Consider the following 21,533-nt stretch of genomic DNA (forward strand, 5'->3'; position numbering starts at 1 on the left):
GGACCCGCCACGGGTTCGTCGAAGGGACGTCGTCGACCACGAGGGCGACGCGGTCGTCGGTCGCGATGTTGCGGAACTTCTGGGTCCCGCTGCCGACGATCGACGCCGAAGTCGTCCGGCGCTCGGCGGCCGCGTCCGAGCGCTACGGGCCGGACTTCACGTACCGGCACTTCGCCGCGGTCAAGCACCTGCCGGTGCTGGCGGGCGGCGTGGCCGGGGCGGGCGCCCTGCTCGCCGCGGCGCAGCTCCCGCCGGCCCGCCGGGCGCTGTCCCGGCTGCTGGCCCCGGGCAACGGCCCGAGCCCCGAGCGGCGCGCGCGGTCGTGGTTCTCGGTCCGGTTCTTCGGCGAGGGCGGCGGTTCGCGGGTGGTGACGGAGGTGTCGGGCGGCGACCCGGGCTACGACGAGACGGCGAAGATGCTGGCGGAGTCGGCCCTGTGCCTGGCGACCGACGACCTCCCGGAGACCGCGGGCCAGGTGACCACGGCGACCGCGATGGGCGGGGCGCTGGTGGACCGGCTCACCAAGGCGGGCATCGGCTTCACCACCCTCGTGAGTGGTAAAGCGGGTTAGAACCCGCCTTACCACTCACGAGGCTTTTCACGCTTTCACAGTGCGGGAGCGTGAAATTCCGCTGTTGTGATGGCACTTCTGCCGCTCCGAGGCCGCGGTTAGCGTCGATCGGGTTCTCCCCTTTCCCCTTCGCGTTTTCCAAGGAGCGTCATGAGATTGCCCCAACGGTTCGCCGCGCTCGGCGGCGCGACGGCGGCGGGCATGGTGGTGGTCGGCATCGCCGTCGCCGCGCCCGCGCAGCCCGCCCCCGTGCCCCCGCCGTCCGCCGCGCAGGCCCAGGCCAACGCCACCGGTGCCGCCGCCGGCCTGGTCGCCGCCCGCCCCGCCGCACTGCACGCCGGGAAGCACGACGAGTTCGTCCAGCGGGACGTCCGGTCGGCGGCCGGGCTGTCGTACGTCGTCTACGACCGCACCTACGACGGCCTGCCCGTGATCGGCGGCGACCTGGTCATCGCCACCGACGCCGCCGGCACGGTGAAGACCACCTCCGTCGCGCAGCAGCAGGCCCTCGGCGACCTCGACGTGCACGGCGCGAAACTCACCGCCGCGCAGGCCGAAGCCGTGGCGCGCAAGCAGGTCCGCGGGCCGAAGAGCCTGCCGGGCGGGAAGCTCGTCGTGGTCGCCGAGGGCACCGGGCGGCTCGCCTACGAAAGCAACGTCGAAGGCACCGACGAGCACGGCGAGCCGAGCAGCCTGAGCGTCTACGTCGACGCCGTGGACGGGCGCGTCCTGCGGACGGTCCAGCACCTCGCCGCGGGCACCGGCACCGGCAAGTGGAACGGCCCGTCACTGCCGTTGAACACGACGAAGTCCGGCAGCACGTACTCGATGGCGGACCCGAACACGCCGAACCTGGACTGCCGCAACTACAGCAGCGACGCGGTCCTCACCGGCCCGGACGACAGCTGGGGTAACGGCAGCGGCACGAACATCGAGACCGGTTGCGCGGACGCGCTGTTCGTCGCGCAGACCGAGAAGAAGATGCTGTCGGAATGGGTGGGCCGCAACGGCTTCACCGGCAACGGCGGCGCCTGGAAGATCCGCGTCGGCCTCGACGACGAGAACGCGTACTACTACAACTCCCGGCCGGCGTACGTGAACCTCGGCCACAACCCGAGCGGTGAGTGGGTCGGCTCGCTGGACATCCTCGGCCACGAGATGGGCCACGGCATCGACGACTACTCCGGGTCCGGCGGCTTCTCCGGCGGCGGCACCCAGGAGTTCATCGCCGACACCTTCGGCACCGCGACGGAGTTCTACGCGAACGAGCCGTCCCAGTACGACCCGCCGGACTACGCGATCGGCGAGGAGGTCAACCTGGTCGGCACCGGCGCGATCCGGTACATGTACGACCCGTCGAAGGTCGGCGACCCGAGCTGCTACTCCAGCTCGACGCCGAACGCGGAGGTGCACAAGGCGGCCGGCCCCGGCGACCACTGGTTCTACCTGCTCGCCGAGGGCAGCAACCCGGCCAACGGGCAGCCGACGAGCTCGACGTGCAACGGCAGTACGGTGGCCGGCATCGGCATCCGCAAGGCGATCAACATCATGCACGGCGCGGTGCAGCTGAAGACGTCCGGCAGCAACTACCTGCGTTACCGGACGTGGACGCTGCAGGCCGCGAAGAACCTGTACCCGAACAGCTGCGCCGAGTTCGACGCGGTCAAGGCGGCCTGGAACGCGGTGAGCGTCCCGGCGCAGTCCGGTGACCCGACGTGCACCGGCACCCCGCCGACCACGTCGACGACCCCGACCACCACCACTCCTCCGGGCGGGTGCAGCGGGCAGCTGGTGCAGAACCCGGGCTTCGAGTCCGGCAAGGCGTCCTGGACGGACCCGGACACGACCATCGGCCAGTGGGGCGGCCAGGCGCCGGCGCGCTCGGGCAGCTACGACTCCTGGCTCGGGGGCCGGGGCTCGGCGCACACGGACACGCTCACGCAGTCCGTCACCATCCCGGCCGGCTGCAAGGCGCAGCCTGACGTTCTGGCTGCGCGTGTGGACGGCCGAGACCGAGAACGTCGTCTACGACAAGCTCGTCGTGTCCGCGGGCTCGGCGACGCTGGCGACGTACTCGAACCTCGACCGCAACTCGGCGTACGTCCAGAAGACGCTCGACCTGTCTTCGTACGCGGGCCAGACGGTCACGCTGAAGTTCGCCGGGACCGAGGACCAGTCGCTGCAGACGTCGTTCGCCGTGGACGACACCGGGGTCACCCTGAGCTGACCCCGCGGGGCCTGCCACCTACTTTGGTGGCAGGCCCTCGTTGCGCCGCGGGCATCCGGTACTCATGCTTACCCGGATGGAGGCGATTCCCGCGGAGGTCGCCGCGACGGTCCGGGAAGGACCGTTCGCCGCGGCCTTCGACCAGGCGATCCGGCAGCGCGGCCTGAGCCTGGAGGCGCTGCAGCGGCGGATGGCGATCCGCGGCGCCCAGGTCAGCCTGGCCACGCTCAGCTACTGGCGCCGGGGTCGCCGTCACCCGGAGGGCCGGCGTTCGCTGCACGCGGTGACCGTCGCCGAAAGCTGCCTCGGCCTGCCCGCGGACGCGCTGACCAGCCTGGTGACGCGGCCGCGGGAGCGCCGTGCGCAGCCGTGGCCCGGTGGGGTCAGCCTGGCCAGCGCGCTCGGCTCCGCGCCGACCGACCTGGCGGCCTGCGACGGCATCGACCTCGACGGCAACGCCCGGCTCGCGCTCGTGTCGGTGCACCAGCGGGCGACGCTGGGTGCGGACCGCACCGAGCGGTCGGTGCGCACGGAGCTGGTGGTGACCAGCCGCGCGGACGGCGTCGACCGCTGGGTGTCGTTCTTCCGGCCGCAGACCGGCGGCGGCCGGCGGCCGGTGCTGCGCTCGGCGCACTGCTGCCGCCCGGGCCGCGTCCGCCGGGACGCGGCGTCCGAACTGGTGGCGTGCGAACTGCGCTTCGACTACCCGCTGCGGGCGGGCGAGACGTACGTGTTCGACTTCGAGTTCGCCTACGACGGGGAGCCACCGGAGACGAACTACCTGCAGTTCGGCGTGCGGGCCCCGGCCCGTCAGCTCGTCCTGCAGGCGTGCTTCGACCCGGCGGCGGTGCCGGTCCGGTGCTACCGCTACGCCGGGGAGGCGGCTTCCGGGCCGGAACTGCCGGTCGGCCCGAGCGGGACCAGCCACATCGCGGTGCTGGACGCGCAGCCGGGCGTCTACGGGATGTGCTGGGAGTGGGACTGACCGAGCTCGTAGTCGGCTTCCCGGAATCCGCCGACCTGCGCCCGCAGCCGCCCGGTGGAGAACGGCCAGCTGAAACTGTTGCGGCCGTTCACATCCGTGTAGTAGCTCGAACAGCCGCCGGACTGGTACACCGTGCCGGGTAACGCCGCCTGGACCTGCGCGTTGAACGCCGCCTGCGCCTCCGGGCGGACCGAGAGCGACGTCCCCTCCGCACGCAGTGTCCGGGTGACCGCCGCGACCGTGTGCCGCAGCTGGGCCTCGACGATCGTGAACGCCGATGAGTGCCCGGTGCCGAGGCTCGGGCCCAACAGCAGGTACAGGTTGGGGAACCCGGCCACGGACGTCCCCGCGTACGCCTGCGGGCTGCCCTTCCAGTGGTCGTCGAGGCTGCGGCCGTCGGCGTCGAACACCCGTGCCGAGATCGGCATGTCGAGGATGTGGAAGCCGGTGCCGAAGATGATCGCGTCGACCTCCGCCGTCGAGCCGTCCGCGCCGACGATCGTGCTGCCGGAAACCGAGCGCACCGCCGTCGGATGGACGTCCACAGTGGACTGCGTCAGCGCCCGGTAGTACGTGTTCGACATCAGCAGGCGCTTGCAGCCGAGTGTGTAGTCCGGCGTCAACGCCCGGCGCAGCGCCGGATCCCGCACGGCGAGCCGCAGGTGGGCGAGCCCGATCTTCTGCACCTGCCGCAGCAGCCACGGGTGCCGGAAACCGAACCCGAGCGTCTCCATCAGGCCGTATTCGACGCCGCGCAGGGCCCGCTGCAGGGCCGGGAACCGCCGCAGCAGGAACCGTTCGACGCCCGGGACCGCGTGGTCCGGCTTCGGGAGCACCCACTGCGCCGTGCGCTGGAACAGGTGCAGCCGGCCCACCCGGGGCACGATCTGCGGCACGAACTGGACCGCCGACGCGCCGGTGCCGATCACCGCGACCCGCTTGCCGGTCAGGTCGTAGCCGTGGTTCCAGCGCGCCGAGTGGAAGACCTCGCCGGGGAACCCGGCCAGCCCGGGCAGGTCCGGGATCAGCGGTTCGTGCCAGGGGCCGGTGCCGGCGACCAGGATCCGGGCGGTGTAGCGCCCCTTCGACGTCTCCAGTTCCCAACGGGACTCCCGGGCGTTCCACTGGGCGCGCGTCACCTCGACGCCGTAGCGGATCTTCCCGGTGACGCCGAAGCGCGCGGCCGTGTCCTGCAAGTAGGCGCGGATTTCCGCCTGGCCGGCGAAGGCGCGCGTCCACTCGGGATTGGGCGCGAAGGAGTACGAGTACAGCGCGGACGGGACGTCGCAGGCGCAGCCGGGGTAGGTGTTGTCGCGCCAGGTCCCGCCGAGCGCGTCCGCCTTCTCCAGCACGGCCAGGTCGCCGACGCCGGCCTGGGCGAGGCGGATGGCCGCACCCAGCCCCGACGCCCCGGCACCGACGACGAGGACCGCGAAGTGGCGTTGTTCCATTTTCGGAGACTAACAGTATCCGAAAACCATCGGTACCCCGATTCCGAGGTTGGCTAGAGTTGCGGCATGGCCCGACTCACCCGCGCGGAAAGCCAGGCGCGCACTCGCGAGCAGCTGATCGAGACCGCCAAGCTGCTCTTCCTGCGCGACGGCTACTCGGTGACGTCGCTGGAGAAGGTCGCCGACGAGGCCGGGTACTCGAAGGGCGCGGTGTACTCGAACTTCCGCAGCAAGGACGAGCTCTGCCTGACGGTGCTCGACCGGATCCACGACGAGCAGGTCGCCCTGGTCGCCGAGGCGCTGGCCGGCGCCGAAGGCGTCGAAGGGCTGCTCGCGGCGTTCCAGACGTGGGCCGAGCGCAGCATCGGAGACGAGGCCTGGACCGCCCTGGAAGTCGAGTTCGCGACGAACGCGCGGCGCGACCCGCACGTGCGCGCCGAGCTGGCCGCGCGCGACAAGGCCATCCGCGACACCATCGCCGGCCTGCTCACCGGGTACGCCGAGCGGTTCGGGATCACGCTCCCGATGTCGGCCGACGACGCGGCGACGGCGTTGCTCAGCCTGGGCATCGGCCTCGGCGTCCAGCGGGCGATCGACCCGACGATCCCGGTGTCCGTGCTGCCGGACGTCATCCGCCTGTTCGCCGGGGCGCGCTGACCGTCCTTTGCGGACCCTTTGCGGTGGTCTGGACCGTTCACGAACATGAACGGATTCCACCTCTTGTGGAGCTCGCTGACTCTTCGCTACCGTGTCGCTACGCCGCAGCTCCACCCGCATCACCCGTACCCGCCGTGATCCGACGGCGCACCCCGCGGAAAGGGTTCCCTCCCCATGAGCAAGAAGTTGCGGCCGGTCCTCATCGGCACGCTCGGCGCCGCGTCCGTCGCGGCCCTCGTGATCACCACGCCCGCGTTCTCCTCGGCCGCTCCGGCGCCGGTGAGCGCGTCCGTGCTCGCCGCCGGCGACCTTTCGGCGCCGGCGAAGAAGGAGATCGCGATGAAGCTGGTCTCCAGCGCGGAAAACTCGTCGCTGGACTGGAAGGCGCAGTACAAGTACATCGAAGACATCGGCGACGGCCGTGGTTACACCGCGGGCATCATCGGCTTCTGCTCCGGCACCGGCGACATGCTGGAGCTCGTCGAGGCGTACACGAATTCGGTGCCGAACAACCCGCTCGCCAAGTACCTTCCGGCGCTGCGCAAGGTGAACGGAACGGACTCCCACGCGGGCCTGGGGTCGGCGTTCGAGAGCGCCTGGAAGCAGGCCGCGGCGACCACGGCGTTCCAGACGGCCCAGAACAACGAGCGCGACCGCGTCTACTTCAACCCGTCGGTGAACCAGGGCAAGGCGGACGGCTTGAGCAACCTGGGCCAGTTCGCGTACTACGACGCAATCGTGATGCACGGCCCCGGCGACAGTTCGGACAGCTTCGGTGGCATTCGCAAGGCCGCGATGAAGAAGGCGAAGACCCCGGCCCAGGGCGGCAACGAAACGACGTACCTCAAGGCGTTCTTCGACGCCCGCAAGGTGATCATGAAGCAGGAAGAGGCGCACGCGGACACGTCCCGGGTGGACACCGAGCAGCTGAAGTTCCTCAACGAGGGCAACTTCGACCTGCACACGCCCCTGAAGTGGAAGGTGTACGGCGACTCGTACACGATCAACTGAGCCGGGTCCGGCTTGCCTCGGGCGCACCGGAAGCGCTCGAGGCAAGCCGGGCTAGCGGGCCAGAAGCTCTTCCGCCGTGCGGGTGTTCAGGATGCGCTCCGGCCCGATCCCCGCCTCGATCGCGCGCTCGCACCCGTACCCCAGCCAATCCAGCTGCCCCGGCGCGTGGGCGTCGCTGTCGATCGTGAACTCGCAGCCGAGCTCCGCCGCCAGGCGCAGCAGCCGCATCGGCGGGTCCAGCCGCTCCGGCCGGGAGTTGATCTCCACCGCGACCCCGTTCTCGCGGCACGCCGTGAACACCTTCTCCGCGTCGAACTCCGACTCCGGGCGTCCGCGGCCCACCACCAGCCGGCCGGTGCAGTGCCCCAGCACCCGGACGTGCGGGTTGCGGACCGCCGCCACCATGCGGCGCGTCATGTCCCTCGCCGGCATGCGCAGTTTCGAATGGACGCTCGCCACCACGAAGTCCAGCTGCCCCAGCAGTTCCTCTTCCTGGTCCAGCGAGCCGTCGTCGAGGATGTCGACCTCGATCCCGTGCAGCAGGCGGAACGGGGCCATCAGCTCGTTGGCCTTCGCGACGATCTGCATCTGCGTCCGCAGCCGGTCCGGGGACAGCCCGTTCGCCACCTTCAGGCGCGGCGAATGATCCGTCAGCACCATGTACTCGTGGCCGAGGTCGCGGCCCGCCACCGCCATCTCGCCGATCGAACTGCCGCCGTCCGACCAGTCGGAATGGGTGTGGCAGTCGCCGCGCAACGCCGACCGCAGGGGCTCTCCGCCCGGCAGTTCCTTTTCGACGATCTTCCCCCGGTACGCCGGATCACGGCCGGCCAGCGCGTCCTCGATCACCCCCGCCGTGGCCTTGCCGATCCCCGGCAGCGACGTCAGCGTGCCGTTCTCCACCATCTGAGCCAGCTTCTCGGCGCCGGTTTTGTCGACCGTCGCCGCCGCGTTGCGGAACGCGCGGACGCGGTAGGTCGGCTCACCCGCGCGTTCGAGCTGGAACGCGATCTCCCGCAACGCCCATGCCGGATCCATGGGACCTGTTTACCCCCTCCGGGGCAGTTGGTGCAGCTCGACGTCCGTCAAGGCACCCTCGCGCACCACGGCGGTCTGGTACGTGCAGTACGGCTGGCGACGCCGATCGGTCGGCGAACCCGGGTTGAGCAGGCGCAGCCCGGACGGCGTCACGGTGTCCCACGGGATGTGGCTGTGGCCGAAGACCAGCACGTCGGTGTCCGGGAACTGCGCGTCGCACCGCTGCTCACGGCCCTGCTTCGCGCCCGTCTCGTGGATCACCGCCAGGCGGACGCCGGCCAGCTCCGCCCGCGCGATCTCCGGCAGGCGGGCCCGCAGCGCCGGGCCGTCGTTGTTGCCGTACACGCCGATCAGCCGCTTGCTGCGCGCCGCCAGCTCGTCGAGCAGGGCGACCTCGACCCAGTCGCCCGCGTGCACGACGACGTCGGCGGCCGCGACCTCGGCCCACACCTGCGGCGGCAGCTCGCGCGCCCGGGCCGGCAGGTGGGTGTCCGAGATCAGCAGCAGCTTCATCCGATGGCCTTCAGCACCCGATCCAGGAACCCGCCGATGTGGTCGCGCAGGAGCGCGGCCGCGCCCTCGGCGTCGCCCTTCTTCGCCGCCGCGAGGACCGCCTTGTGCTCGGTCCACTCCTTCTTCCAGCTCGGGTTGGCCTCCCAGCCGACGACGCTGATCAGCGCCGCGCGGTCCTTGAGGTCGTCCAGGATGCTGACCAGCAGCGGGTTGCCGCAGCCCGAGTAGAGGGCACGGTGGAAGCGGCGGTTCAGCAGGCTCAGCGCGGCCTGGTCCTTGTCCGCGATGGCCGCCGACGCCTCCTTCAGCGCCTCGGCCGCGTCTTCCAGCAGCTCGGGGTCGTGCCGCTCGACGGTCCGCCGGACGGCCTCGGGCTCGAGCACCATCCGCACGTCGTAGACGGACTTCGCGAGCTCGGCGTCGACCGTGATCACCGACGCGCCCTTGTACGGGCTGAACGTCACCAGCCCGGAGTTGGACAGCACCTTGAGCGCCTCGCGCACCGGGGTCTTCGACACGCCGAGCCGCGCGGCCAGCTCCGCTTCGACGAGCGGCTGCCCGGGGACGAGTTCCCGGGTCAGGATGCCGCGGCGGATCTCCTCCAGGACCACTTCGGTCCGGGAGGCGGGCAGGCTGAACGTCCCGGTCATGGCGCGCTCCCTCGATCTGTGAACCCCAATTCAACCAGGCGCCTCGATCGTATATCAGATGCCATACTGGATCGCATGAAGAAACCCGAGGAACTCCGCAGCCACCGGTGGTTCGGCGGCGACGAACTGCGCAACTTCAGCCACCGCGCCCGCAGCCGCCAGCTCGGCTACAACCCGGAAGAGCACCTCGGCAAACCGGTCATCGGCATCCTCAACACCTGGTCGGACATCAACCCGTGCCACCTGCACCTGCGCGAACGCGCCGAGCAGGTCAAGCGCGGTGTCTGGCAGGCCGGCGGCTTCCCGCTGGAGTTCCCGGTCGCCACGCTGTCGGAGACCTACCAGAAGCCGACCCCCATGCTCTACCGCAACCTCCTGGCGATGGAAACCGAGGAGATCCTCCGGTCCTACCCGATCGACGGGGCCGTCCTGATGGGCGGCTGCGACAAGACCACGCCGGCGCTGCTGATGGGCGCGGCCAGCGCCGGGCTGCCGGCCATCTTCGTCCCGGCCGGGCCGATGCTGCGCGGGCACTGGCGCAACGAGGTCCTCGGCAGCGGCACCGACATGTGGAAGTACTGGGACGACAAGCGCGCCGGCCTCATCGGCGACGCCGAAATGTCCGAACTGGAGCGCGGGCTGGCCCGCTCGCCGGGCCACTGCATGACGATGGGGACGGCGTCCACCATGACCTCGGCCGCCGAGGTGCTCGGCGTGACGCTGCCGGGCGCGGCGTCGATCCCCGCCGTCGACTCGGCGCACCACCGGATGGCCGCGGCCAGCGGCGCCCGGATCGTCGGCATGGTGTGGGAAGACCTGACCGTCACGCAGGTGCTGGACAAGCGGGCCTACGCCGACGCGATCACCACCGTGCTCGCCCTCGGCGGCTCGACCAACGCCGTGATCCACCTGATCGCGATGGCCGGCCGCAGCGGCATCCCGGTCAGCCTCGCCGACTTCGACGCGATCGCCCGGCGCGTGCCCGTGCTGGCGAACATCCGGCCCGGCGGCGACTGGCTGATGGAGGACTTCTACTACGCCGGCGGCCTGCCCGGGCTGCTGTCGCGGCTCACCGATCTGCTGCACCCGGACCGCCTCACCGTCACCGGCCGGACGCTCGGCGAGAACCTCGCGAGCGCGCGCGTCCACAACGACGACGTCATCCGGACACGGGACAACCCGGTCGCCGCCGAGGGCGGGGTCGCGGTGCTGCACGGGAACCTGGCGCCGTCGGGCGCGGTCATCAAGCACATCGCGGCCGAGAAGCACCTGCTGACGCACACCGGCCCGGCCGTCGTCTTCGAGAACCACCCCGACCTCAAGAAGCGGATCGACGACCCGGCGATCACCGCGGACTCGGTGCTGGTGCTGCGCGGTTCCGGCCCGCTCGGCGGCCCCGGCATGCCCGAGTACGGGATGTTGCCGATCCCCGCCCACCTGCTCGAACAGGGCGTCCGCGACATGGTCCGGATCTCCGACGCGCGGATGAGCGGGACGAGCTACGGCGCCTGCGTGCTGCACGTGGCGCCCGAATCGCACGTCGGCGGCCCGCTCGCCCTGGTCCGCGACGGCGACCTGATCACCTTGGACGTTCCTTCGCGGACGCTGCGGCTCGAGGTGTCCGATGCGGAACTCGAGCGGCGGCGTGCGGAATGGACCGCCCCGGCGCCGCGGTTCGAACGCGGTTACGGCGCGCTCTACTCCGCACACATCACGCAGGCCGACGAAGGCTGCGACTTCGATTTCCTCGCCCGGGCGGGACACAATCCCGAGCCGGACGCGCGGTGAAGTCGGCCGAGTTCACTGATCCGTGACCGATTCATCCCCCATAAGGGCGAGTCGTACGGCTTGTCCGGGTGCCCCGTACGCTGATCCCGTCACCGTCGCAACCCGGTGCCGCGTCGAAGGGGTGGAGAGTTGCCGCACGAACCGCACTGGCCCGACTCGCACGGCGAGCAGACCGACGTCCTGCCCGTCGTCCGGCCCGAGCCGGCACCGGGCCCCGCCCCCGCGAAGCGCTCGTTTCGCAAGGCCGGCCTGATCGCGGGCGGCGTCTTCGGCGTGCTGGTCGCGATCTACGGGATCGACATCCTGATCAGCCAGGGCAGCGTCCCGCGCGGGGTGACCGTGGCCGGCGTCGACGTCGGCGGCATGGGCCGGGAAGCGGCCGAACAGGAACTGCGCGGGAAGATCGAGCCGCGGCTGACGCGCCCGCTCGCCGTCACCGCGGGCGAGTACCAGGGCACGCTGTCGCCGACGCTCGCCGGGCTGAAGCTCGACTGGCCGCAGACCCTCGACCAGGCCGGTGAGCAGCCGCTGAACCCCTTCACGCGGTTGGCGTCGCTGTTCTCCAGCCGCGAGGTCGGCGTGGTGAGCCACTCCGACCAGGCGAAGCTCACCGCCGCGCTGGAGGCGCTGCGCGGTCAGGTCGACCGCGACCCGGTCGAGGGCACCGTGAAGTTCGAGGGTGCCGCACCGGTCGCCGTCCCGCCGAAGGCCGGGCAGAAGCTCGACGTCCCGGCCGCGACCGCCGCCGTCGTCGAGAAGTGGGCGAGCGGGGAGACCCTGGCGCTGCCGGTGACCAGCACGCCGGTGCGCACCACGCCCGAAGGCGTCCAGGCGGCGCTCGACGGGTTCGCGCGGCCCGCCGTCTCCGGCCCGCTGGTGGTCAAGGGCGAAGGCAAGAACGCGACCGTGAAGCCGGAGGCGATCGCCGCGGCGATCGGCTTCGAGCCCGCCGAGGGCGGCGGGCTGACGCCGAAGATCGACAACGCGAAGATCGCCGAAGCCGCCGGGCCGCAGCTGAAGTCCACCGAGAAGGAGGGCAAGGACGCGACCGTCGTCTTCGAGGGCGGCAAGCCCGCGGTGGACCCCTCCACCGACGGCCGGACGGTCGACTGGGACCCCAGCCTCAAGCCGCTGCCCGACGTCCTGAAGAAGACCGACGGCCGCGAGGTGGCCGCCGTCTACAAGGACAGCCCGGCGAAGGTGACCACCGAGCAGGCGAACCAGCTCGGCATCAAGGAGGTCGTCGGCGAGTTCACCACCCAGAAGTTCGCGGCCGACTCCGGGGTGAACATCCGGACCGTCGCCCAGAAGGTGAACGGCGCGATCGTCAAGCCCGGGGAAACCTTCAGCCTCAACGGGTTCACCGGCCCGCGCGGCACGGCCCAGGGGTACGTCGAGGCGGGCGTGATCAAGGACGGCGCCCCCGGCCGCGAGGTCGGCGGCGGCATTTCGCAGTTCGCGACCACGCTGTACAACGCGTCCTACTTCGCGGGCCTGAAGGACGCGGGGCACAAGGAGCACAGCTACTACATCAGCCGCTACCCCGCCGCGCGCGAGGCGACGGTGTTCCAGAACCCCAACGGTTCCAGCGTCATCGACCTCAAGTTCACCAACGACGCGCCGACCGGCATCGCGATCCAGACGATCTGGACGCCGTCGTCGATCACCGTGAAGCTGTGGGGCACCAAGCGCTACACCGTCGAGTCGATCGAGGGCACCCAGACCAACCAGAGCGACCCACCGACCAAGCCGGGGCCGGCCGAGAACTGCCACGCGTCGAACGGCGCGCAGGGGTTCACCACCAGCAACACCCGCGTGCTCAAGGACGCCGCCACCGGCCGCGAGGTCAGCCGCTCGACCCGGACCGTCCACTACAACCCGCAACCGAAAATCGTCTGCGGCGAGGGGCAGTGACCTCCTAACGGACGTTCACGCTGGGCGTTCGCGGCGGTACCCTGAGTGCCCATGAGCGGGCGCGCGGTCGGGTTCCGGGACGTCCTCGCCGTGACCGAGTTCCGGGCGCTGTTCTCGGCCCAGCTGGTCTCGGTCACCGGTGACCAGCTGGCCCGGGTCGCGCTGTCGATCCTGGTGTACGACCGGACGAACTCGCCGGGCTGGGCGGCGCTGACGTACGCGCTGACGTTCCTGCCGGACCTGATCGGCGGGCCGCTGCTGTCCGGGCTCGCCGACCGCTACCCACCGCGCACGGTGATGGTCCTGGCGGACATCCTGCGGGCGCTCGCGGTGGCCGCGATGGCGGTACCGGGCCTCCCGCTCCCGGCGGTGGCGACGCTGCTGGTCGGCGTCCAGCTGTTCAACCCGGTCTGGAGCTCCGCGCGGGCGACGCTGCTGCCGCAGGTGCTGCCGGGCGAGACGTTCGTGCCCGGGATGGGCCTGCTGATGATGCTGGTCCAGGCGGGCCAGGTCGCCGGCTTCGCCCTCGGCGGGCTCCTCGTGGCGGGCCTGGGCACAAGCGGCGCCCTGCTGACGGACGCGGCGACCTTCGCGGTGTCGGCCCTGTTCCTGGTCGCCGGCGTGGCCCCGAGACCCCCGGGCTCGACGGGCGTGCGCTGGTGGCGCCACATCCGCACGGGCTGGACGGTGGTGGCGGGCGACCGCCGCCGCCTCGCCCTGGTGGCGCTGGGCTGCGTGTCGGGGACCTACATAGCGGGCGAGGCGATCGCGGCCCCGTACGCCGCCGAACTCGGCGGCGGCGCGGTGGTGGTCGGCTTGCTGCTGGGGGCGTTCGCGCTGGGGAACGTGCTGGGGATGGCGGCGCTGTCCCGCATCCCCCAGTCGCAACGGGGCCCGCTGCTGGGACCGCTCGCGGTCCTGGCGTGCGCGGCGTTGGCGGGGTGCGCCATGCGGCCGGACCTGTTGGCCACGTTGGCGCTGTTCACGCTGTGCGGAGTGGCCAGTTCGTACAACTTGATCGCGAACACGACGTTCGTACAGCTCACACCGGAGGGGCAGCGAGCCCAGGCGTTCGGGTTCGCGTTGACGGCGTTGCGGGTGTCCCAGGGGCTCGGTGTGGTTCTGGCGGGGCTGGCGGCCGAGCGCTGGGCCCCGCACGGGGTGGTGGCGGGGGCGGGCGCGGTGGGGGTGCTGGCGGCGCTGAGTGCCGCCCGGCTGTGGCGAAGGGCGGATTGCCGGTGACGGGGGTTGGCAGGCGCGATCGGGCGCGGTGGCGGCAGTCGGCGCGGCCCGACCGAGCGGCCCCTCAGGACCCCCGCGGTAAGACCAGGTCAGGCAAAACCGGCCAGGCGCACCGGCGGCATCCGACGCGACCCGACCGAGCGGCGCCCAACCGGATCCCCGGTGACCGGCCCGGAGGCCGGCCACCGGGCACGGGTCAGGCCTGGGTCCAGTCCGTGGGGATGCTGCGCGGGGTCCAGTCGGTGGGGCACTCGGCTGGCGAGACGCCGGGCCGCGTCCAATCCGTCGGGAGCTCGCGGACCGTCCAGTCGGTGGGGAGTTCGCGGGCGGTCCAGTCGGTCGGGAGCCGGCGCGGGGTCCAGTCGGTGGGGATCGCGCGGGTCCAGTCGGTGGGGAGCTGCCGGGTCCAGTCGGTCGGCCGCAGCGCGCGGCGGCGGGACGGGACGATGTTGGCGTTGGGCAGGAAGTGCGACATGATTTCTCCAGTTCCGTGAGGGATCTTGCACGGTGAGTGACCGGGCGGTAGCCCGACCAGCCTAGTGACACACCGCGTTCATTCGATTACAGTGACGAATTCTGCGAAGAGTTTCATCCTGAGCAGAAGGGCGTTTCGTGGGATTGTCCGGGTCCCCAGGGCGAAAGCCCAGCTCAGAACGTCCACGATCAGGTTTCCGAACGTGGGCGATGTGGAAGCTGGCCACTCCGGTGTTCGGCTACGTCCTCATCGTCGACGCCCTGGCGCTGATCGCGGTCGTCTCGACGGCCGCGCTGGTGCCGATCACCACCCAATCGTTGCTCTGGTGTGGACTGATCCTCGCCGGTGAGGTCGTGCACCTCGAAGCGGCGCAACGCATCGAGCGCATCCGGGAGCTGGCCGCCGACGGCCGGCCGCACATGCACCTGCAGTCGATCTGGATCTTCGCCGGGCTGCTCCTGCTGCCGCCGCCGTTGGCCACCTTGGTCATCGTCGTGAGTTATGCCCATTCCTGGGTCCGGGTCTACAAACGGCGCGGGGTGATTCACCGGAAAGTGTTCTCCGGCGCGACCGTGATCCTCGCTTGCGCCGCCGCGGGGGCGGTGCTGTGGGCCGGCACCGGGCACGTGGCGCCCTACGTCCCCTACCTGGACGGCTTCGGCGGGATGCTCGCGCTGCTGACGTCCGGGATCGTCTACTTCGGCCTGAACTACGTGCTCGTGATCCTGGCCATCCTGATGAGCAATCCGGGCAAGCCGCCGCGGCAGGCGTTCGGCAACCCGTCCGACGTGCTGATCGTGCTGGCCGCGGTGGGGGTCGGCTGCGGGATCGCGCTGGTGATGACGGTCCGGCCGTGGCTGCTTCCGGTGCTCATGGTGACGCCGGTGGCGCTGCACATCGGCCTGCTGCTCCCCCAGTTCCAGGCGGCCGCGCGCACCGACTCCAAGACGGCGCTGCTCGCGCCGGAGTTCTGGGTGCAGCTGGCCCGCAACGAGCTCGCCCGCGCGGCGGAGCTGTCCTCGACGGCCGGCGTGCTGATGATCGACATCGACCACTTCAAGGCCATCGACGACGACAACGGCCACCTGGCGGGCGACGAGGTCCTGCGCTCGGTGGCGGCGGCGATCCAGGGCTCGGTCCGCGGCGGCGACTACGTGGGCCGCTTCGGCGGCGACGAGTTCGTGGTCCTCCTGCCGGGCACGACCAGCGCCGAGATCGCGTCGGTCGCGGACCGCATCCGCCGGGCGATCGCCCGGATCGAGGTGCCGGTCCCGGTGATCCGCCCGGGCAAGCCCGAGGTGATCAGCGGTCTGACGGCCTCGATCGGCGCGGCGGTGTACCCGGAAACGGCCACGGAGTACACGATCCTCCTCCAGGCTGCCGACGACGCGGTGTTCGAAGCGAAGGCGGGCGGCCGCGACCGCGTGGTCCTGGCGACCGCCCGCACCGAGCTCACCCGCCCGGAGATCCCGGACGCCCTCTAAGGCAGCGCCGCCAGGGATTCCTCGAGGACCGCATCGGACAGCTCGTCGTCCACCATGTTCCCGGCGAGGTACGCGCCATACGCCGGCAGATCCAGATGAGCGTGACCGCACAACGCCGTGAGGATCACCTTCTCCTCACCGCTTTCCTTACACCGCAATGCTTCCTGGATGCACGCCGCCAGCGCGTGCGTCGGCTCCGGTGCCGGGATGATGCCTTCCGACCGGGCGAACCGGACCCCCGCCGCGAAGCACTCCTGCTGACCGATGGCGATCGCCTCGATCAGGCCGAGCTCGTAGATGTGCGAGATCAGCGGGGACATCCCGTGGTACCTCAGCCCGCCCGCGTGGATCGGGTCCGGGATGAACTCGTGGCCGAGCGTGTGCATCTTGAGCAACGGCGTGAGCCCGGCCGTGTCGCCGAAGTCGTAGGCGTACTTCCCGCGCGTCAGCGAGGGGCACGCGGCCGGCTCGACCGCGCGGATCACCGGGTTCATCCGGCCCGCCAGTTTCTCGCGCAGGAACGGGAAAGCGAGCCCGCCGAAGTTGGACCCGCCGCCGGTGCAACCGACCAGGACGTCCGGGGTGTCGCCGGCCAGCTCGAACTGTTTGAGGGCCTCCTCGCCGATCACCGTCTGGTGCAGCAGCACGTGGTTGAGCACGCTGCCCAGCGCGTACCGCGCGTCCGGGTCCTGCGCCGCCTGCTCGACGGCTTCGCTGATCGCGATCCCGAGACTGCCCGTGGAATCCGGGTGCTGCTTGAGGATCGCGCGGCCGGACTCGGTCAGCTCGGACGGGCTCGGGTGGACGGTCGCGCCGAACGTCTCCATCATCAGCTTGCGGTAGGGCTTCTGGTCGTAGGACGCGCGGACCTGCCAGACCTCGCACTCCAGCCCGTACTGCGCGCACGCGAAGGCGAGCGCGCTCCCCCATTGGCCGGCGCCGGTCTCGGTGGTCAGCCGCGTGACGCCTTCGGCCGCGTTGTAGAACGCCTGCGGCACCGCGGTGTTCGGCTTGTGCGACCCGACCGGGCTGACCCCCTCGTACTTGTAGTAGATCCGCGCGGGCGTGCCCAGCGCCTTCTCCAGCCGGCGCGCCCGGAACAGCGGCGACGGGCGCCAGAGCCGGTAGACCTCCCGGACCTCCTCCGGGATGTCGACATAGCGATCCGTCGTCACTTCCTGGGCGATGAGCGCCTGCGGGAACAGCGGCGCGAGGTCGTCCGGGCCGACGGGCTCGCGCGTGCCGGGGTGCAGCGGCGGTGGCGGCGGCTCGGGCAGGTCGGGGATGACGTTGTACCACTGGGTCGGGAGATCGGCTTCGTCCAGGACGTATTTGGTCTGTTCAGCCATCACGCCTCCTTGGTCGGCACCCCAACTTAGGACGCTCCCGGCCCCGGAACCAGTACGGTGATCGGGTGACGAACCCGATGCTCGCCGACCTCCCGATCTGGCACCCCCCGTCCGGCCGCGGACCCGGCTTGGTGCTGGTCCAGGAGATCTTCGGCCTCGACGACTACCTGCGCTCGGTCGCGGCCGACCTGGCCGGGATGGGATACGTGGTGGCCGTCCCGGAACTGTTCTGGCGGACGGCGCCGGGCTGGTCCTCGACGCACGACGAAGCCGGGGTCGCGGCGTCGATGAAGGTCGCGAGCACACTCGACCCCGCGCTCGCGGTGGCGGACGTCCTGGCCACGGTCGCCCACCTGCGTTCGCTGCCGTCGGTGGCCGGCGGCGTCGGCGTCCTGGGCTTCTGCCTGGGCGGCTCGCTGGCGTTCGCGGCGGCGGTCGAGGGTGATCCGGACGTGGCGGTCTCCTTCTACGGCTCCACGGTCGCGGCCCAGATCGACGGGCTGTCCCGGGTCGAGTGCCCGATCCAGTTCCACTTCGGCGGGCAGGACCCGTACATCCCGCGGTCCGATGTGGCCGTGGTGGAGGCGGCCGTCGCCGCGCACCCGGGGGCGGAAATCCACGTGCAGGAGGACGCCGGGCACGCCTTCCACAACAACGTGGCGCCGATGTTCCACCACCCCGAAGCGGCGGCCCGGGCCTGGGAGCTGACCACGGAATTCCTGCGGCGGACCCTCCCGGCGTGAAGGCGACGCTCGTCCGGGGCACCGGTGAGCGCCCCGGAGTGCTCGTCGAGCTGACCTTCCTGGTGCTGTGGTTCCTGCTCTTCGCGCGTCTCGACGCCGCTGTGGGCAAGGATTTCGCGGCCGCCGAAGCCAATGCGCGGGCCCTGCAGGCCCTCGAACACTCGGCGCACCTCGACATCGAACTGAGCGTGAACGCTTGGCTGGCCGGGCAGCCGGTCCTCGCACACCTGGCGGTGTACCTGTACCGGCTGTACTACCTGGTGGTCGCCGGTGTGCTGCTGTGGGTGTTCGTCCGGCACGCCGGCAGCTACCGCCACGTCCGCCGGACGATGGTCGCGATGATGGCCCTCGTGCTGCCGGTCTACTGGGCGGTGCCGATGTCGCCGCCGCGGTTCGCCCTGCCGGGGGCGGTCGACATCGTGGCCAGGTACGACTTCCTGGCCGTGGAGAGCTGGACGAGGCCCACCCACCACACGGCGATGCCGAGCATGCACGTCGGCTGGTCGCTGTGGTGCGCGTATGCCGTGTGGACCGTCCTGCGGGCCACGCATCCCCGGCTGGCGCTGCTGGCGTGGCTGTTCCCGGCGCTCATGGTGGCGGACGTCTTCGCCACCGGGAACCACTACGTCCTGGACGTCGCCGGCAGCGTCGCGCTGCTGACCGTCGCCGTTCTGGCCGCGAAGCTGTGGGAGCGTCTCAGCAGAACTTCCGTTCGGTGGCAACGGGATCCGCGGGAACCGTGACCGTGGTCCGGTGCCAGGCGCCGGTGAGGCCGCCCGCCACGGCGCTGCTCCACGGCGGCGACCTGACCGCGCACAACGACGGCGGCGCGGTGTTCACGCTGACCCTGCCCCGCCGCCCGGAAACACCCACGCCGGCTCCGGACGCGCTCTAGGATTTCGCCGTGGCTTCGACGAACGCACCGACCACCGGACTGTGGTCCATCAAACGGCACCTCGTCGCGGTGGTCTGCATCGGGCTCGGCGTGTTCGCCGTCGCGGCCGGGCTCCTGTGGCTGGCGCTGGGGTTGCCCGCCGCGCCGAGTGCGGACACGCGGCTGAACGTCGTCAAGATCGCCTTGTCGGTGGTGGCCGGGGTCGGCGGGGTGGTGGCGCTGGTCGTCGCCTACCGCAAGCAGCGGATCGGGGAGATCGCCGAGGCTCGTGAGCGCGTCAAGGTGCTCAATGACCGCTTCGCCAGTGCGTGCGCGCAGATCGGCCACGAGAAGCCGACCGTCCGGCTCGCCGGGATCTACGCCATGGCCAGCCTGGCCGACGAATGGCTCGAGCAGCGCCAGGTGTGCATCGACGTGCTGTGCGCGTACCTGCGCATCCCGTACGAGCCCGCGATCGATTCGCCGTGGTACCACGACGAAGAATCCGAGGTGCGCCTTTCGATCACCAGCGTGATCAGCGATCACCTGCGCCCGGGAGCGCCGGTCGGCTGGCACGGTCACGAGTTCAACCTCCTGCGGGCCGTGCTCCGCTCCGCCGATTTCGCGGACATCCGGGTGACCGGCGGCCGGTTGCTGCTCAGCCTGGCCCGGTTTCCCGGCGGCTGGACGTCGTTCGACGGAATGCACGTCAGCGGCGGCGAAGTCTGGTTCGGTGGCGCCACGTTCGACGGCGACGCCCGGGTGACTTTCGAAAACGCGGAGTTCAGCGGCGGCCGCGTCCAGTTCGACGGCGCCGCGTTCACCGGTGGTGAAGTAAGTTTCCGCGGGGCCCGGTTCACCGGCGGCGAAGTCGACCTTTCCCAGGTCAGCACCGACGACTACACCGCGCCACCCGTGTTCGACCCGTGGGACAGCCCGCCGCCCGGACTACTGCTTCCCGGCGTTGTCCGATGAATTCGACGAAATCGAAAGTTGACGGCACACGAGAAAAGTTCTACATTTTTCCGGGCTGATTGTTAGCGCTAACAGATCCGCGAAGGAGAACCGATGAGTTCATCCCACCGAGCGGTTCGCGTCCGGCGCAGCCGGAGGACGCGCGCGCTGATCGCCGTGCTCACCACCGTGCTCGCGGCCACCGCGGCGGTCGTGCTCCACCCCGGCGCGGCGTCGGCGGCCACCGTCGACACGAGTGCGTGGTACGTGCTGGTCAACCGCAACAGCGGCAAGGTGCTGGACGTTCCCGGGGCGTCCACCGCCGACGGCGCGGCGATCCACCAGTGGTCCCGCCACGACGGCGCCAACCAGCAGTGGCAGTTCGTGGACTCCGGCAACGGCTTCTACCGGCTGAAGTCGAAGAACTCCGGCAAGGTCCTCGACATCGGCAACCGGTCGACCGCGGACGGCGCGAAGGTCCAGCAGTGGACCGACCTCAACGGCACCAACCAGCAGTTCAGCCTCGCCGACTCCGACGGCGGCTACCTCCGCCTGCTCAACCGCAACAGCGGCAAGGCCGTGGAGGTGACCGGCGCGTCGACCGCGGACGGCGCCGCCGTCGTCCAGTACGGCGACTGGAAGGGCGCCAACCAGCAGTGGCAGCTCGTCAAGCTCGGCGACACCGCCTCGTGCGCCCTCCCGGCGTCCTACCGCTGGTCCTCGACGGGCCCGCTGGCCGAACCGAAGGCGGGCTGGCTCGCGCTCAAGGACTTCAGCAGCGTGGTCTACAACGGCAAGCACGTCGTCTACGGGTCGACGACCGACACGTCCGGGTCGTACGGCTCGATGGCGTTCAGCCCCTTCACGAACTGGTCCGACATGGCCTCGGCCGGCCAGACCGGAATGACCATCGGCACGGTCGCCCCGACGCTGTTCTACTTCGCCCCCAGGAACATCTGGGTGCTCGCCTACCAGTGGGGCCCGACCACCTTCAGCTACCGGACGTCGAGCGACCCCACCAACGCGAACGGCTGGTCCGCCCCGCAGGAGCTGTTCACCGGCACCATCCCCGGCGGCGCGCCCCTCGACCAGACCCTCATCGGCGACGGCACGAACATGTACCTGTTCTTCGCCGGTGACAACGGCAAGATCTACCGGGCGAGCATGCCGATCGGCAACTTCCCGGGCAGCTTCGGCTCGAACTACACGACGATCATGAGCGACACCACGGCCAACCTCTTCGAAGCCGTCGAGGTCTACAAGGTCCAGGGCCAGAACCAATACCTGATGCTCGTCGAGGCGATGGGCGCGGGCGGCCGCTTCTTCCGCTCGTTCACCGCCACCAGCCTGGGCGGCACGTGGACCCCGCAGGCCGCGACCGAGAGCAACCCGTTCGCGGGCAAGGCCAACAGCGGCGCGACGTGGACCAACGACATCAGCCACGGCGACCTGATCCGCACCAACCCGGACCAGACCAAGACGGTCGACCCCTGCCACCTGCAACTGCTGTATCAGGGCCGCAACCCCGCGTCCGACGGCACCGACTACAACCACCTGCCCTGGCGGCCCGCCGTGCTGACCCTCCAGCGCTGACGCCGGCTCGGCG

Annotated in this window: 19 protein-coding genes and 1 pseudogene; 14 read left to right on the forward strand and 6 right to left on the reverse strand. The window is 70.8% G+C overall.

Annotated elements, in window-relative coordinates; all coding sequences use genetic code 11:
* The 3 genes and pseudogenes from ACWEVN_RS22240 to ACWEVN_RS22250 form a co-directional block, all read left to right on the forward strand.
* Window positions 1-572: pseudogene (locus ACWEVN_RS22240) on the forward strand (hypothetical protein); the annotation flags it as partial.
* A gap of 150 nt (window positions 573-722) precedes the next feature.
* Window positions 723-2,966 carry a M4 family metallopeptidase gene (locus ACWEVN_RS22245; protein ID WP_452052537.1) on the forward strand — a complete coding sequence of 748 codons (2,244 nt, stop codon included), beginning with the start codon at window positions 723-725 and terminating at the stop codon, window positions 2,964-2,966.
* Entirely contained in the window at window positions 2,876-3,784 is a 909-nt protein-coding gene (locus tag ACWEVN_RS22250) for a hypothetical protein (protein WP_310971276.1), read from the forward strand. The genes ACWEVN_RS22245 and ACWEVN_RS22250 overlap by 91 nt, the downstream gene beginning before the upstream one ends.
* Here ACWEVN_RS22250 and ACWEVN_RS22255 read toward each other — a convergent pair.
* Window positions 3,757-5,235 (reverse strand): flavin-containing monooxygenase, encoded by a 1,479-nt coding sequence (locus tag ACWEVN_RS22255; RefSeq protein WP_452052538.1) that lies wholly within the window; start codon window positions 5,233-5,235, stop codon window positions 3,757-3,759. The two genes, ACWEVN_RS22250 and ACWEVN_RS22255, sit on opposite strands and share 28 nt — an antisense overlap.
* Before the next feature lie 66 nt (window positions 5,236-5,301).
* Here ACWEVN_RS22255 and ACWEVN_RS22260 point away from each other — a divergent pair, with 66 nt between their 5' ends.
* Both ACWEVN_RS22260 and ACWEVN_RS22265 read left to right on the forward strand, forming a co-directional pair.
* Window positions 5,302-5,892 (forward strand): TetR/AcrR family transcriptional regulator, encoded by a 591-nt coding sequence (locus ACWEVN_RS22260; protein WP_449675811.1) that lies wholly within the window; start codon window positions 5,302-5,304, stop codon window positions 5,890-5,892.
* A gap of 174 nt (window positions 5,893-6,066) precedes the next feature.
* Entirely contained in the window at window positions 6,067-6,903 is an 837-nt protein-coding gene (locus tag ACWEVN_RS22265) for a chitosanase (RefSeq protein WP_449686480.1), read from the forward strand.
* A 51-nt stretch (window positions 6,904-6,954) separates the two neighbouring features.
* Here ACWEVN_RS22265 and ACWEVN_RS22270 read toward each other — a convergent pair whose 3' ends face one another.
* Genes ACWEVN_RS22270 through ACWEVN_RS22280 form a run of 3 tightly spaced genes read right to left on the reverse strand, consistent with a single transcriptional unit; the run spans window position 6,955 to window position 9,104 of the window.
* Window positions 6,955-7,941 (reverse strand): PHP domain-containing protein, encoded by a 987-nt coding sequence (locus tag ACWEVN_RS22270; RefSeq protein ID WP_449686479.1) that lies wholly within the window; start codon window positions 7,939-7,941, stop codon window positions 6,955-6,957.
* A gap of 9 nt (window positions 7,942-7,950) precedes the next feature.
* Window positions 7,951-8,454: a metallophosphoesterase family protein gene (locus tag ACWEVN_RS22275; RefSeq protein ID WP_449686478.1), complete on the reverse strand. Its 504-nt coding sequence runs from the start codon at window positions 8,452-8,454 to the stop codon at window positions 7,951-7,953.
* Window positions 8,451-9,104: a GntR family transcriptional regulator gene (locus ACWEVN_RS22280; RefSeq protein ID WP_449686477.1), complete on the reverse strand. Its 654-nt coding sequence runs from the start codon at window positions 9,102-9,104 to the stop codon at window positions 8,451-8,453. The genes ACWEVN_RS22275 and ACWEVN_RS22280 overlap by 4 nt, the downstream gene beginning before the upstream one ends.
* Window positions 9,105-9,179: 75 nt before the next feature.
* Between ACWEVN_RS22280 and araD the strand changes: the two genes are divergently transcribed.
* The 3 genes from araD (at window position 9,180) to ACWEVN_RS22295 (ending at window position 14,048) form a co-directional block, all read left to right on the forward strand.
* On the forward strand, window positions 9,180-10,892 hold the full coding sequence (gene araD, locus ACWEVN_RS22285; RefSeq protein WP_452052539.1) for an L-arabinonate dehydratase: 1,713 nt from the start codon (window positions 9,180-9,182) through the stop codon (window positions 10,890-10,892).
* Window positions 10,893-11,021: 129 nt separating this feature from the next.
* Window positions 11,022-12,806 (forward strand): VanW family protein, encoded by a 1,785-nt coding sequence (locus ACWEVN_RS22290; protein WP_452052540.1) that lies wholly within the window; start codon window positions 11,022-11,024, stop codon window positions 12,804-12,806.
* 51 nt (window positions 12,807-12,857) lie between these two features.
* Window positions 12,858-14,048 carry an MFS transporter gene (locus ACWEVN_RS22295; protein ID WP_452052541.1) on the forward strand — a complete coding sequence of 397 codons (1,191 nt, stop codon included), beginning with the start codon at window positions 12,858-12,860 and terminating at the stop codon, window positions 14,046-14,048.
* Window positions 14,049-14,244: 196 nt separating this feature from the next.
* Here the strand turns inward: ACWEVN_RS22295 and ACWEVN_RS22300 are convergent, their stop codons facing one another.
* A complete protein-coding gene (locus ACWEVN_RS22300) occupies window positions 14,245-14,523 on the reverse strand; it encodes a hypothetical protein (RefSeq protein WP_452052542.1) in 279 nt (92 codons plus the stop codon).
* Window positions 14,524-14,732: 209 nt separating this feature from the next.
* On the opposite strand from ACWEVN_RS22300, the gene ACWEVN_RS22305 reads away from it, so the two are divergent.
* Window positions 14,733-16,007: a diguanylate cyclase gene (locus ACWEVN_RS22305; RefSeq protein WP_449686472.1), complete on the forward strand. Its 1,275-nt coding sequence runs from the start codon at window positions 14,733-14,735 to the stop codon at window positions 16,005-16,007.
* Here the strand turns inward: ACWEVN_RS22305 and ACWEVN_RS22310 are convergent.
* The gene (locus ACWEVN_RS22310) at window positions 16,004-17,356 is read right to left on the reverse strand and encodes a TrpB-like pyridoxal phosphate-dependent enzyme (protein WP_452052543.1); all 1,353 of its coding nucleotides are present in this window, start codon (window positions 17,354-17,356) and stop codon (window positions 16,004-16,006) included. The two genes, ACWEVN_RS22305 and ACWEVN_RS22310, sit on opposite strands and share 4 nt — an antisense overlap.
* Window positions 17,357-17,433: 77 nt before the next feature.
* Here ACWEVN_RS22310 and ACWEVN_RS22315 point away from each other — a divergent pair, with 77 nt between their 5' ends.
* From ACWEVN_RS22315 to ACWEVN_RS22335, 5 genes are all read left to right on the forward strand, one after another.
* Entirely contained in the window at window positions 17,434-18,099 is a 666-nt protein-coding gene (locus ACWEVN_RS22315; RefSeq protein WP_452052558.1) for a dienelactone hydrolase family protein, read from the forward strand.
* A complete protein-coding gene (locus tag ACWEVN_RS22320) occupies window positions 18,096-18,842 on the forward strand; it encodes a phosphatase PAP2 family protein (RefSeq protein ID WP_452052544.1) in 747 nt (248 codons plus the stop codon). Before ACWEVN_RS22315 ends, ACWEVN_RS22320 begins: the two co-directional genes overlap by 4 nt.
* The gene (locus tag ACWEVN_RS22325; protein ID WP_452052545.1) at window positions 18,839-18,994 is read left to right on the forward strand and encodes a hypothetical protein; all 156 of its coding nucleotides are present in this window, start codon (window positions 18,839-18,841) and stop codon (window positions 18,992-18,994) included. Before ACWEVN_RS22320 ends, ACWEVN_RS22325 begins: the two co-directional genes overlap by 4 nt.
* Window positions 18,995-19,003: 9 nt before the next feature.
* Window positions 19,004-19,948 (forward strand): pentapeptide repeat-containing protein, encoded by a 945-nt coding sequence (locus ACWEVN_RS22330; RefSeq protein ID WP_452052546.1) that lies wholly within the window; start codon window positions 19,004-19,006, stop codon window positions 19,946-19,948.
* A 93-nt stretch (window positions 19,949-20,041) separates the two neighbouring features.
* Window positions 20,042-21,520 (forward strand): non-reducing end alpha-L-arabinofuranosidase family hydrolase, encoded by a 1,479-nt coding sequence (locus tag ACWEVN_RS22335; protein ID WP_452052547.1) that lies wholly within the window; start codon window positions 20,042-20,044, stop codon window positions 21,518-21,520.
* The last annotated feature ends 13 nt before the right edge of the window (window positions 21,521-21,533 follow it).

This window comes from Amycolatopsis sp. NPDC003861 (genome assembly GCF_053605405.1).

Bases quoted from the DNA above. Each gene is read 5' to 3' on its own strand.
- ACWEVN_RS22245 (WP_452052537.1), top strand. From the start codon at position 723: ATGAGATTGCCCCAACGGTTCGCCGCGCTCGGCGGCGCGACGGCGGCG.
- ACWEVN_RS22250 (WP_310971276.1), top strand. From the start codon at position 2,876: ATGGAGGCGATTCCCGCGGAGGTCGCCGCGACGGTCCGGGAAGGACCG.
- ACWEVN_RS22255 (WP_452052538.1), bottom strand. From the start codon at position 5,235: ATGGAACAACGCCACTTCGCGGTCCTCGTCGTCGGTGCCGGGGCGTCG.
- ACWEVN_RS22260 (WP_449675811.1), top strand. From the start codon at position 5,302: ATGGCCCGACTCACCCGCGCGGAAAGCCAGGCGCGCACTCGCGAGCAG.
- ACWEVN_RS22265 (WP_449686480.1), top strand. From the start codon at position 6,067: ATGAGCAAGAAGTTGCGGCCGGTCCTCATCGGCACGCTCGGCGCCGCG.
- ACWEVN_RS22270 (WP_449686479.1), bottom strand. From the start codon at position 7,941: ATGGATCCGGCATGGGCGTTGCGGGAGATCGCGTTCCAGCTCGAACGC.
- ACWEVN_RS22275 (WP_449686478.1), bottom strand. From the start codon at position 8,454: ATGAAGCTGCTGCTGATCTCGGACACCCACCTGCCGGCCCGGGCGCGC.
- ACWEVN_RS22280 (WP_449686477.1), bottom strand. From the start codon at position 9,104: ATGACCGGGACGTTCAGCCTGCCCGCCTCCCGGACCGAAGTGGTCCTG.
- araD (WP_452052539.1), top strand. From the start codon at position 9,180: ATGAAGAAACCCGAGGAACTCCGCAGCCACCGGTGGTTCGGCGGCGAC.
- ACWEVN_RS22295 (WP_452052541.1), top strand. From the start codon at position 12,858: ATGAGCGGGCGCGCGGTCGGGTTCCGGGACGTCCTCGCCGTGACCGAG.
- ACWEVN_RS22300 (WP_452052542.1), bottom strand. From the start codon at position 14,523: ATGTCGCACTTCCTGCCCAACGCCAACATCGTCCCGTCCCGCCGCCGC.
- ACWEVN_RS22305 (WP_449686472.1), top strand. From the start codon at position 14,733: ATGTGGAAGCTGGCCACTCCGGTGTTCGGCTACGTCCTCATCGTCGAC.
- ACWEVN_RS22310 (WP_452052543.1), bottom strand. From the start codon at position 17,356: ATGGCTGAACAGACCAAATACGTCCTGGACGAAGCCGATCTCCCGACC.
- ACWEVN_RS22315 (WP_452052558.1), top strand. From the start codon at position 17,434: ATGCTCGCCGACCTCCCGATCTGGCACCCCCCGTCCGGCCGCGGACCC.
- ACWEVN_RS22335 (WP_452052547.1), top strand. From the start codon at position 20,042: ATGAGTTCATCCCACCGAGCGGTTCGCGTCCGGCGCAGCCGGAGGACG.